Annotated in this window: 7 protein-coding genes and 2 pseudogenes; 6 read left to right on the top strand and 3 right to left on the bottom strand. The window is 68.2% G+C overall.

From position 1 onward, the window contains the following. Window positions 1–829 precede the first annotated feature (829 nt). The 4 genes and pseudogenes from AQ611_RS05835 to AQ611_RS26700 all read left to right on the top strand — a co-directional run. Window positions 830–1,651: an alpha/beta fold hydrolase gene (locus AQ611_RS05835; RefSeq protein ID WP_059519943.1), complete on the top strand. Its 822-nt coding sequence runs from the start codon at window positions 830–832 to the stop codon at window positions 1,649–1,651. 81 nt (window positions 1,652–1,732) lie between these two features. Continuing rightward, window positions 1,733–2,016, top strand: a pseudogene (locus AQ611_RS26275) (xanthine dehydrogenase family protein molybdopterin-binding subunit); the annotation flags it as partial. A gap of 404 nt (window positions 2,017–2,420) precedes the next feature. Continuing rightward, window positions 2,421–3,638: an MFS transporter gene (locus AQ611_RS05825; RefSeq protein ID WP_069235162.1), complete on the top strand. Its 1,218-nt coding sequence runs from the start codon at window positions 2,421–2,423 to the stop codon at window positions 3,636–3,638. Window positions 3,639–3,789: 151 nt separating this feature from the next. Further along, window positions 3,790–3,915 (top strand): annotated as a pseudogene (locus tag AQ611_RS26700) (alkene reductase); the annotation flags it as partial. 174 nt (window positions 3,916–4,089) lie between these two features. On the opposite strand, the gene AQ611_RS05815 reads toward AQ611_RS26700, so the two are convergent. The 3 genes from AQ611_RS05815 to AQ611_RS05805 all read right to left on the bottom strand — a co-directional run bounded on the left by AQ611_RS05815 (window position 4,090) and on the right by AQ611_RS05805 (window position 9,806). Further along, window positions 4,090–4,761, bottom strand: coding sequence for an HD domain-containing protein (locus AQ611_RS05815; RefSeq protein ID WP_059519946.1), 672 nt, complete (start codon window positions 4,759–4,761; stop codon window positions 4,090–4,092). A 101-nt stretch (window positions 4,762–4,862) separates the two neighbouring features. Continuing rightward, a complete protein-coding gene (locus AQ611_RS05810; protein ID WP_069235161.1) occupies window positions 4,863–6,740 on the bottom strand; it encodes an amidohydrolase in 1,878 nt (625 codons plus the stop codon). Window positions 6,741–6,905: 165 nt separating this feature from the next. Next, window positions 6,906–9,806, bottom strand: a complete 2,901-nt coding sequence (locus tag AQ611_RS05805) for an ATP-binding protein (RefSeq protein ID WP_069235160.1) — start codon at window positions 9,804–9,806, stop codon at window positions 6,906–6,908. Window positions 9,807–10,204: 398 nt separating this feature from the next. On the opposite strand from AQ611_RS05805, the gene AQ611_RS05800 reads away from it, so the two are divergent. Continuing rightward, window positions 10,205–11,113 (top strand): AraC family transcriptional regulator, encoded by a 909-nt coding sequence (locus tag AQ611_RS05800; protein ID WP_069233966.1) that lies wholly within the window; start codon window positions 10,205–10,207, stop codon window positions 11,111–11,113. A gap of 47 nt (window positions 11,114–11,160) precedes the next feature. Further along, complete coding sequence (locus tag AQ611_RS05795) at window positions 11,161–12,066, top strand: LysR family transcriptional regulator (protein WP_069235159.1); 906 nt, start codon at window positions 11,161–11,163, stop codon at window positions 12,064–12,066. The last annotated feature ends 20 nt before the right edge of the window (window positions 12,067–12,086 follow it).

The following is a 12,086-nucleotide window of genomic DNA, read 5'->3' as shown; positions in this document are numbered from 1 at the left end:
TTGACGCGTGAATCCGCCTCATGAGCGGAAACAGACGTTTCGTCTGAATTTATTTTCCGATCCGGTAAATCGACACCGCCGGCCGCATCGTTTGCGATCGCAATCCGGTAAAAGTGGCTGCAAAGCACGCGCGAAACGATTCTCGGTGTGACGGACGGTCGGTTTTTCCATTCAGAACGATTCAGATTCGGCACGGCGCTTTCGGCAGTGTGGCGCGCGTCGATGATTCGACGGCACACAGCGGCTCACGACTGACGGCGGGATGGCGAGCGCCATCCCGTGCTCCCAGCCATTGAACGCGTCCGTGGCGGCGCGTGCTGACAAACGGCGCAGGCCGGATGGTTCGCCAGGCCCGCATCGCAATCATCATCCGTCGACGCGGCCCGACAAGGGCCCACGACGGAATGATCTGATGCTGACGATAGCGGGCTGCCGCTGAAGAGTCTTGATGCCGGGCTTAATTTTTCTGGTTGGCGCGGCGCGCATCGTGCGCCGCGTCCGGCTTCATGACAATTCAGCGCGATTTCAGTACAAAACGCATGGTCGCGGGATAGGCTGCCGTCGGCATTCGCTCGCTACGTTCGCGGGCGCGCCGGCTGCCTGTGCGATTGCCGCATGCAGGCACGGCGAACCGCCATTCAACCAACGCGGCATTGTTGTACCGCACGTTCAAGGAGCCCCCATGCGTCCCACCGACACCGACGCCGTTGCCTCGGCGCGTCGCCGAGACATGCTGCTTGCCGGCGCGACCGCCGTTGCGGCCGCTGCGCTGCCGGCCGCCGCAGCCGCCCCCAAACGCGCTGCTTCTGACCATCAAGGAACCCATGCGATGAATACGATCACCACGAAAGACGGTACGCAGCTTTACTTCAAGGACTGGGGCAGCGGCCGCCCGGTCGTCTTCTCGCACGGCTGGCCGCTGTGCGCCGACGCGTGGGACACGCAGATGCTGTTCCTCGTACAGCACGGCTACCGCGTGATCGCGCATGACCGTCGCGGTCATGGCCGCTCGAGCCAGCCGTCGCATGGCAACGACATGGACACGTATGCCGACGATCTCGCAGCGCTGATGAACGCGCTCGATCTGCGCGAGGCCACGCTCGTCGGCCACTCCACCGGTGGCGGCGAAGTCGCGCACTACATCGGGCGCCATGGCACCCAGCGTGTGTCGAAGGCCGTGCTGATCGGCGCGGTGCCGCCGCAAATGGTGAAATCGGCATCCAATCCCGGCGGCCTGCCGATGGACGTATTCGACGGGATTCGCAAGAACGTCGCCGAGAATCGCTCGCAGTTCTACAAGGATCTCGCCATGCCGTTCTTCGGCTTCAATCGTCCGAATGCCAAGGTGTCGCAAGGCACGATCGACGCATTCTGGGCGCAGGGCATGATGGGCGGCGCGTATGGCCAATACCTGTGCGTCAAGGAATTCTCGGAGGTCGACTACACCGAGGACCTGAAGAAGATCGACGTTCCGACGCTGATCCTGCACGGCGACGACGACCAGATCGTTCCGATCGACGATTCGGCACGGCTGTCCGCGAAGATCGTGAAGCACGCGACACTCAAGGTCATCCCTGGCGGCGCGCACGGCATGTGCGTGATCGACGCCGACCGGATCAATGCCGAGCTCCTCGCATTCCTGAAGGCGTAAGCGCGGCCGTCACGCCGACGCGCCGGATTACCCGTTGCAGGATTTCTCAGGCCGTCAGGCCGCGCCGGGCGACACAAGCACGACGCGGCCGCGCATCCGGCATTCATCGCGGCCGCGATGCCCGGCAAGCCGATTCGCGTGCAGTGGATGCGCGAGTGGAAACGCGCGCGGAACCGCTTCACGCCGGCGATGGTCACCCGGTTCATTCAACGCGTCGCTCGACGCGAGCGGCCGCATCGTCGACTGGCAATACGCGTCGTGGAGCCGCGCGCACCACGCGCCCCGGCAATGCCGGCAGGCTGCTGCCCGCGCGGATGCCCGAGCCGCCGTTCGTCTGCGCGCCGTCGACGCCGATGCCGCAACCATAGAGCGACGGCGATCGCCACGCGATCCCGCTGTACGCGCTGCCCAATATGCCGCCGCGGCCGATCCCGGTGTTGCATCCCGCCGAATCGCAGCATCCCCGTCAAGTTCAAGGTATTCCAAGGTATTCGTCGACCGGCTCGCGGGCCTGTTCGAGCACCTCCCGGCACTGCAACGCAAGCGCGGCTGAATGCGGCAATGCGCTTGCGTGGCATCGCGCCGCGTCGAACGCTCCGCACGCCCCTTTGCGTACCGCGCAATGCTCGATTGCGCGCCGGACGCATTCTGCCGTTATCGACCGATCAATAAGATGGGCATCCATGCGGTGGGCCCGCTTCGCCGCAATGGCCATCGCCATGACCGCCCGGCCGACGGGCACCCGGCCTCTCTTTTCAAGGAATCGATCATGTCAGCAGATTCATTCGCGCATGCCGCCCACGCGCATGCTCCCAGGCTCACGCAAGGGCTCATCCTGCTTTTCGCGTTCAGTTGCGGCGCGATCGTCGCGAACCTCTACTACGCGCAGCCGATCACCGAACTCATCGCGCCCGGCCTGCACATGTCCGGCGACACCGCGAGCCTTATCGTATCGCTGACGCAGATCGGCTACGCGCTCGGCCTGTTCTTCATCGTGCCGCTCGGCGACCTGCTCGAAAACCGCAAGCTGATGATCGTCACGGCCGTCGTGTCGATCGTGAGCCTCGCGGCGGCGGCGATGGTGCATACGCCCGGGCCGTTCCTCGTGATCTCGCTTCTGATCGGTTTCAGTTCGGTCGCCGTGCAGATCCTGGTGCCGCTCGCCGCGCATCTCGCGCCCGATCATTCGCGCGGCCGGGTGGTCGGCACGATCATGAGCGGGCTGCTGCTCGGCATCCTGCTCGCCCGCCCGCTGTCGAGCGTGGTGGCCGACGCGTTCGGCTGGCGCTTCGTGTTCGCGGCCGCCGCCGTGCTGATGACGCTCGTGACGGCCGTGCTCGCGCTGACCATCCCGTCGCGCCAGCCCGATCACCGCGCGAGCTATTTCGCGCTGATCGGCTCGCTGCTGCATCTCGTGCGCACGATGCCCGTGCTGCGCCACCGCGCGTTCTATCAGGGCCTGATGTTCGCGTCGTTCAGCCTGTTCTGGACGGCCGTGCCTGTCGAGCTCACGCGTCACTACGGGCTGTCGCAGTCCGCGATCGGCCTGTTCGCGCTGGTCGGCGCGATCGGCGCGACTTCCGCGCCGGTCGCGGGCCGCCTCGCGGATGCCGGCCATACGGTGCGCGCCACGCTGATCGCTTTGGTCGCGGGTGCGATTGCGTATGCGGTGGCACTGATTCACGGTGCGGGGCTGTACGGCCTCGTCGTGACCGGCATCGTGCTCGATTTCGCCGTGCAGATGAACATGGTGCTCGGCCAGCGCGAGATCTATGCGCTGCACGCGGCGAGCCGCAACCGCCTGAACGCGCTCTACATGACCAGCATCTTCGTCGGCGGCGCGATCGGCTCGGCGCTCGCGAGCCCGCTTTACGAACAGGGTGGCTGGCCGCTCGTCGCGGCCGTCGCCGGTGCGTTCCCGATCGTCGCGCTCGCGCACTACCTCGCGATCGGGCTGCCGCACGCGCAACGCCACGCCCGGACCTGAATCGGCGCCGGCACCGGTTCACGCGCGAGCCGGATATCGACCGCTCGCGCGCAGGAACGCCGCCGGCACGTCGGCCGGCTTCCCGCAGGGCTCGCCGGCCGCAGCCGGACGGATTGCGGCATGGCCCTGTTTCACGCCAAAGGCATCCGCCATGTCTTGCGTGCTCAGCAACCACGGCAACCACGATCTGCGCGGCCTCGCGCTTCCCAACCGCGTCGCGATGGGCCCGATGACGCGCTCGCGCACCCTGTCGGGCGGCCAGCCGATCGGCCTGATTCGCAGCGGATGCACTGCTGGCCGAGCCGAAAACGCCCGGCTGATATGGCGGCCACCGCGCGGGCTACGCCGACTATGCGCGTCACGACGCGGCGGGTCGGCACGCGTGACCGCCTCGGCGGCCGCCGGGCGGCCGCTTTGCCCGGGCCGGTCTTCCGGATGCGCGCGCACGCCGTCAAGCGTCTTTCCAACGCGCGCCCAGCACGCGTCCGCAGAAATTCGGCCGATGAAAATCCGGATCGGCCCGCTCGAGCACATCGGCACTCCAGGTGCCGAACGTCGACGCCGGCCGGTGCGCGACCCCGCGCGCGATCGTGTCGAGGAACGCGTCGGCGAACCCGTCGCCACGCGGATAGGCGGCGAGCAACGCGCGGCGTTCGTCGTCCGAATACGCGTCGAGGCCGGTTGCCATCAGGTCGGTCGATACGGCGCACGCCAGTGCACGCGCGAGCGGCGACACGCGCGCGGCCACGCCGGGCGTCGTATGCAGCGCGATCGCGCACCACACGTCGTCGCGCATGCGCTGCGGCATCTGATGACGCAGCAGGAACGCCTGCGCGGCATCGGCGCTATCGAGTTCGTAGCGCGCGTTCGAGCGGCCATACGCCGTGCTCAACCCCATGTTCGCGTACATCGCGGCCACGTACAGCGCGTCGGCATCGCAAGTTTCGCCCGCCCGTCGCACGGCAAGCGACGCGAGGACGAACACGCGGCAAGCATGATCGACGATCGCCCGCGGCAGCGACGCGCGTGCCGCTTCCACTGCTTCGAGCGCCATCGGCGTGCTGGGAATGCGAACGCCGGCGACTTCGTCTTCGGCCGGTGCGCACGTGTGCGCAGAACTCATCTCGTCTCCTTCTACCTCCTGCCGGAGGCCGAAAATGCTTCATTCGTCGCGCCGCGCGGCACGCGGCGAAACAGCCGGCAGCGCCGCCGGTTCAAGCTGTCCTAAAAAGCGGCCCTCGGGAGGCCGAATGCCTCGCACTGCTCGACGGCTTCCATCGCGGCCGCCCGCAGGCGCTGCGCAAAACGACCTTGCACGCGCGCGAACGCGCGATCCGGGCGACGGCCGGCCGTTGCGCGCAGCGGCGCAGGCTCGGCGCGGGCGCGCAGGCCGACACTGCCGAATTCGGCCACCGGCGACCACGCGGGGCTGACCGCCAGCGGCGGCGGCGCGAGCGGCGCGAACTCGCCGTCCGCATGCACGATCTTGCCGTCGACGACCGTCAGCACCGACGACAGGGACTTGATACGCGGTTCGTCGATCGTGAAGTAGTCGTCCGTCAACACCGCAAAATCCGCGTATTGCCCGGGCACCAGCGCGCCCTTGCGATCGTCCTCGCTCGAGAACCATGCGCTGCCGACCGTGTAGCGGCGCAGCGCTTCCATGCGGCTGAGCCGGTTGCGTTCGGGATAAAGCGTCGTGCCGCCGACCGTGCGCCCGGACACCATCCAGTACAGGGAGACGAACGGGTTGTAGCTCGCAATGCGCGTGGCGTCGGTGCCCGCGCCGACCGGCAGGCCGGCCGCGAGCATCGCGCTGATCGGCGGCGTGCGCATGGCTGCTTGCGCGCCGTAGCGCGCAACGAAGTACTCGCCCTGGAACGCCATCCGATGCTGGACCGTCACGCCGCCGCCAAGCGCGGCGATGCGCGCGATGTTCGCGTCCGAAATCGTCTCGCAGTGGTCGAAGAACCAGCGCAGCCCGTCGAACGGCATGTCGCGGTTCACCGCTTCGAGCACGTTCAGGAAGCGCCCGATCGATTCGTCGTATGTCGCGTGCAGCCGAAACGGCCAGCGGTGCCGCACCAGCAGCCGCACCACGGCGGCCAGTTCGGCTTCGAGCGCGGCGGGCAGATCGGGGCGCGGTTCGAGAAAGTTGCCGAAATCGGCGGCCGAATACACCAGCAGTTCGCCGGCGCCGTTCATCCGCAGGAACGCGTCGCCGTCGCCGGGCTTGGCCAGCGTCATCCATTGCGCGTAGTCGTCGAGTTCCCGGCCGGCGTGCTGCACGAACAGGCTGTATGCGATGCGCACCGTCAGTTCGCCGCGCTTCGCGAGCGCGACGATCGCCGCATAGTCGTCCGGATAGGCCTGGAAATCGCCGCCGGCGTCGATCGCGCTCGTCACGCCGAGGCGATTCAGTTCGCGCATGAAGTGGCGCATCGAGTTCATCTGGTCGTCGTGGCCAAGCTTCGGGGCCTTCTCGAGCGCCGCATGCAGGATCGCCATGTCCGGGCGTGCGATCAGCATGCCGGTCGGCCTGCCGAGGCGGTCGCGCTGAATCTCGCCGCCCGGCGGAGCCGACGTCTCGCGGCCGTAACCGATCGCGCGCAGCGCGGCCGCGTTCAGAATCGCGCTGTCGCCGAGGTGCATGACGAAGACCGGCGTATCGGGCGCGATCGCGTTGAGTTCGGCCACCGTCGGCCCGCGCTTTTCCGCGAACTGGAATTCGGTCCAGCCGCCGACGACGCGCACCCACTGCGGCGCGGGCGTGCGCAGCACCTGGCGACGCAGCATGCCGAGCGCGTCGGCGAGCGTCGGCACACCGTCCCAGCGCAGTTCGAGATTGAAATTCAGGCCGCCGCGGATCACGTGCAGGTGCGAATCGTTCAGCCCCGGGATCACGGTGCGGCCGTTCAGATCGATGCTGAGCGTGTCGGCGCACGCATGGCGTACCACCTCGTGGCCGCTGCCGGTCGCGAGGATCCGTCCGTTCTTCACCGCGAGCGCGGTCACGAACGAGCGCCGGTCGTCTTGCGTCGCGATCTTGCCGTTCCATACGATGAGGTCCGCCGCTTCGGCGGATTGCGTCGCCTTAAGCACCGTCAGACCTCCCCGCTCGCGCCGAAAGCAGGCATGCAGCCGCACGCCGCTTGCCTGCGGTTTGACGATACACGGACCATCCACTCCCCCTTGAACATTGAACGATCGGACCGACGGGCCGCGGCGCGTTGGCGCGGCGTCGTCCTGAGCAGGCCGGGCACGCCGCTATGCCACCGACTGCATCGCATCCGCCCCCGCGCGCAGCATGCGCGTTCGGCCCGACGACGGAACCGGCTCCGGGCGAACGAAGTTCTGCACGCGCGCGAGGCGGCGAACATCCACCGCGCGCGATTGCGGATCGAAATACCCTGGCAGGTTGGCGACCAGCGACGAAGCCTGCCCGATCCGCCCGCGCTCGATCAGATGATCGGCGAGATCGAGCGTGCCGCGCAGCGCCCACATGGCCGCGCCTTGCGCGTTCGCCGTATGAATCCCCGTCAGCAGATGACGATGCCCGTCGGTTTCGTAGGCGAGCGCGAGGTCCGCATCCGCGGTGCGGGCCTGCTCGAGCATCGCCAGCCCCTTCGCGCGCAACAGTTCGGGCACGAACAGATGCTCGCCGTGCGCACGGCAGCGCGTGAGCGTCGCGTCGAGCTTCGTGCGCGCCTCGGCCGCGCGGCCCGTGCGCGTCAGCCCTTCCGCGTAGGCGACGATCAACGGCGCGAGCAGGCGCCGGAATCCGCTCGCCTCGACGCGCCGCAGTGCGGGCTCGAGCCGCGCGAGGCCGGCGCCGGGATGCCCGGCCTGCATGTCGAACTGTCCGGCCAAACATTCCGCGTGGCTGAGCCAGATGTCGAACCCGTGCGCCTGCGCGGTCGTGCGCAGCGTCCCCAGATAGTCGGAAATCATGTCGTGATCGCCGTAGTGCAATGCGATCGGGACGGCTGCGGCGGCAAGTACGACGCACAACGCCGGTGCCGACCCGGCACGGCGCGCACGCTCGAGCGCCTGCGCGGCCAGCCGCATCGCATATTCCGGATCGCCCTGTATCCACACGAGCCGGGCCAGCATCGTTCGGCCGAGCGTCGCGACGTCGATCCTCAGCGCCGCCTCTGCGCACGGCGGCTCTCCGGCCTCGGCCAGCTCGGCCGTCGCCGCCTCCAGCCGCTCGCGTGCCTGCGCGTGCTCGCCGAAATAATGGAGCGACGTCGCAACCATCGCATTCGCCAACAGTCGCCGCGACCGGTCGCCGCGCCGCTCGGCGGCGCGCTCGAAACGCGTCGCATAGCGCAACGATTCATGAATGTCGGAGCGCGTCAGCATCGTGTTCCACAGCCCGACCAGCGCGCATGCGTCGAACGCGTCGTCGCCGATCCGGCCCGCCACGGCGAGCGTGCGGTCCCACATCGCGGCGGCCGTGTGCGTATCGCCATCGGTATGCAACAGCGCCGATGCGTAGGCCGCGCGCAAGCGCATCTCACACGCCGCGTCGACGCCCGCCGTTGCGCCCGCCTCGATTGCGTCGAGTGCGCGGCGCGCCGGTGTCGAACATTCACGCATCCGCGCCGGCTCCAGCAGCGCGAGCGCCAGCGCGTCCGCTTCCGGCGCGGGCGGCGCGGGCGGCTCGGCCGCCGCGGGCGCGCGCCGCGCCGGCGGGCCCGCGGCGAGACGCAGGTCCGCAAGATCCGCGGTTTGCGCCTGCATCTGCCTCCGGGCCTCGCCCTGTCCGCGTTCGTAGCGGCCATGCCGCTCGGCAATGGATTCGAATTCACCCTCGTTGTGCAGCTTTTCGAGCGCGTATGCGCGGGTCGATTCCGTCAACCGGTAGCGCACCTGCGCGCCATTGAACTCCACGCTCACCAGCGACTTCGCCACCAGTTCGCCGAGCACTGCGATCATCTCGGCGGCCGGCATGCCGGGATCCATTGCCACCTCGCGCGCGGCATCGAACGTAAACGGGCCGATGAAGCACGCCATGCGGCGAAACAGCGCCCGGGCGGGCGCATCCAGCAGCACGTAACTCCAGTCGAACGTCGCCCGCAACGTCTGGTGGCGCGGCAACGCCGATCGAAACCCGCCCGTCAGCAGGTTCAGCCGGTCGTCGAGACGCGACGCGACGATCTCGAGCCCGAGCGTCGCGACGCGCGCGGCAGCCAGTTCGATGGCGAGCGGCAGCCCGTCGAGACGGCGGCAAATATCGCCGATCAGCCGGATGCCGGCCGCATCGACCGCACAGTCGGGCGTGGCGGCGCGAATCCGCGCCAGAAACAGCTCGACGGCCGAATGGCGCATCATCTCGTCGACGGATGCATTGCCGTCCGGCACGGCCAAAGGACTGACGCGAAACGCGGCTTCGACCGAGATATGAAGCGGCTCGCGGCTCGTCACGAGCACGCGCAGCGCCGTGGCGCGCGAGGTCAGCGTGTCGACCAGGTCGGCAACCAGATCGACGACGTGCTCCGCGTTGTCGAGCACGAGCAGGCCCGGCGACTCGACGAAGGCATCGGCGAGCCGCTCGGCGTCCGGCACGCCAGCCGCGTCGAGCCCGAGTTCGGCGGCAATCGCGAGCAGCACGTCGTCGCGCGTCGCGGCACTCGCCAGCGCGACGAACAGGACGCGCTCGCCGCACCGGCCGCGCAGCTCGTGCGCGACCCGCTCGGCCAGGCTCGTCTTGCCGATGCCGCCCGCGCCGACGAGCGTGACGACCGGCGCACGTTCGATCATGCCGACGATCTGCTCGATCTCGGCCTGACGACCCACGAGCGGGACCGCACGGGCCGCCGCGGCGGCGTCGGGCGGCAACGCGGCCGCGCGCGGCGCCACCTCGGGCGCGGCGGCAGGATGCGCGATCAGCAGATAGCCGCGGCCCGGCACCGTCTTGATCAGGTCGCGGTTCGTGCCCAGCGCCTTGCGCAAGGTCGCGACATGGACCTGCAGCCGGTTCTCCTCGACGATCAGGCCCGGCCAGACGGCATCCATGATGTCGTCCTTCGACACGACGGAACCGTTGGCGCGATACAGTACTTCCAGTATGTCAAGCGCGCGCGCGCCGATGCGCAGCGACGCGCCGTAGCAGCGAATATCGCGCTGCTCGAAATCCACCGATAACGTCCCGATCTGGATCATGGCCGCCTCCAGGTTCCCCACGATGACCGCCATGTGAACGCGACCGTTCACTGGAGCGGGAGTCCGCATCCGGCCAACCCGGCCGCCGGACGCAAAATCTCAAAAAGTGGGCCGAGTGTACGCGCCGCATCAATAAAAATCTTGAAGGAAAATGCGCTGACGCCGTCCGCAAACGCACGCCACCCGGCACACGCGGCGTGAACATCAATGGAGCAACTTCGTTCAGAATGGCGGATTCGCATGCCGGGCGAGCCCGGCGCGGCATAGGCCCCTTCGCGACCAGCGTTCGGTCAGCGAACGGACATTTGTTCAAGTTATCGTGGGCGTGCCGGGCGCGTCGTATAAACTGCGCGTAAAAATGCTCGCGTGCCGTCCACCCACCGAAGGATTGTTCCGCCATGCCAAATCCCGTTGCCGCACTGCCGGCGGCGCCGCCGAAAGATACGCTTGGCTGCATTTCGAGCCTGTTGACCAAGGATATCGAAAGATCGGCCGGCGGCCTGACGCTGCACCGCAAATGCATGCGCGACGAGCAATTCGAGCGCATCGAGATGGCGGCCAGCGATCGCGGCTTCCTGATCGGCGTATCGCTCAACGGCGGGCACCGACGCACGATCTATGGCAAAGCCGGCAAATCCGAGCGGCGGTTTCAGCATAACTCGATCTACATTCGCGACTTTTCCCGGCATTTCCGCGCCGATCTGTACGGTAAATTCGACTTCGTGCTGGTCGAGCTGTCGCACCGCTACCTCGACGACCTGGGCCGCGAGCACGGCGGCACGGAAATCGGCGGCCTGAGCTGCGCACCCGACGTGCAGGACGCGGTGCTGGGCCATCTCGCGCACGCCGTAGCCGACCGCCTCGACGAGCCCGGTGCGCTGAACACGCTGTTCGTCGAGCAGATGGGGCTCGCGATCGGCACGCATCTCGCGCGCCAATACGGCAACGCGTGCGCGCGCGACCTGCAGCGCAAGGGCCGGCTGTCGCCGGCCAAGACCGCGCTCGCCAAGGAGCTGCTGGTGGAAAAGGCGGATCTCGGCGTGTCGATCGAGGAGATCGCGAGCGCATGCGATCTGTCGCGCGGCTATTTCATCCGCGCCTTCTCCCGCACGACGGGCCGCACGCCGCATCAGTGGCTGCTCGAACAGCGTGTGATCCGCGCGCGGCAACTGATCGAGACGACCGGCATGACGCTCGCCGAAATCGCGGTCGCGTGCGGTTTTGCGGATCAGAGCCATCTGAACCGCGTCTTTGCGCGCATCGTCGGCCATCCGCCGGGCGCATGGCGGCGCGAGCTGTCCCGCTGACGACGCCGCGCGCAACGCATCGTTGCGACACGCACCAAGGCGATGACATGGACAAATTCTCCGCGCTGCGCGCGTTCGTGGAAGTGGTGGAAGCCGGCGGCTTCTCGAGCGCGGGACGACGTCTCGAACTTGCGGCGTCGTCGGTCGTGCGCGCGGTCGACGCGCTCGAGGCATCGCTCGGCACCGTGCTGCTGAACCGCACGACGCGACAGGTCACGCTGTCCGATGCAGGCTCCGTGTACTACGCTCGCGCCAAGCGGCTGCTCGAAGCACTCGCGGAAGCCGATGCGCTGGTCGCCGATCGCGGCGGCGAGCCGTCCGGGCCGCTGCGCGTCTCGGTGCCGGTCGCATACGGCATGCGCCGGATCGCGCCGCACGTCGCCGCCTTCCTCGCACGCTACCCGAAGCTCGACCTCGACCTGCAGCTCACCGACGAACGCGTCGATCTCGTCGCCGGCCGGATCGACGTCGCGATCCGGCTCGGCGAAGCGGCGCCGTCCGCGGAAGTCGTCGCACGGCAGCTCGGCACGTTCCAGCGCTATGTGGTGGCAAGCCACGGCTACCTTGATGCGCGCGGCACGCCGGTGGTCCCGGGCGAGCTGGTCGACCACGAATGCCTGCGCTTTCACTTCGGCGGCGACCAGCAGGCCTGGACCTTTGCCGACCCGCACGGCACGAAGAAAGTGCTCGTCGCCGGGCGGCTGAAATCCAACCATATCGAAGTGTTGCGCGATGCCGCGCTCGACGGTGCGGGCATCGCGCTGCTGCCCGACTGGCTGGTCGACGCCGACGTCCAGTCGGGCCGCCTGCGCAGGCTCTTCGAGGCGTTCGACGTGATGCCCGATGCGGCGCGCTCGGTCGTGACCGCGCTCTACCTGCCGAATCAGCGCGGCTCCAAACGCGTATCGGCGTTCATCGACTTTGTCGAAACGCTCGCACGCGCGCAGCGTTGAGCCGCGCGGCGTGCCGTGTG

Origin of the sequence: Burkholderia singularis (assembly GCF_001718875.1) — a bacterium.
Classification (GTDB): Bacteria; Pseudomonadota; Gammaproteobacteria; order Burkholderiales; family Burkholderiaceae; genus Burkholderia; species Burkholderia singularis.
The sequence above is the reverse complement of the archived record's forward strand: the minus strand, read 5'-3'. Positions and strand labels throughout refer to the sequence as shown.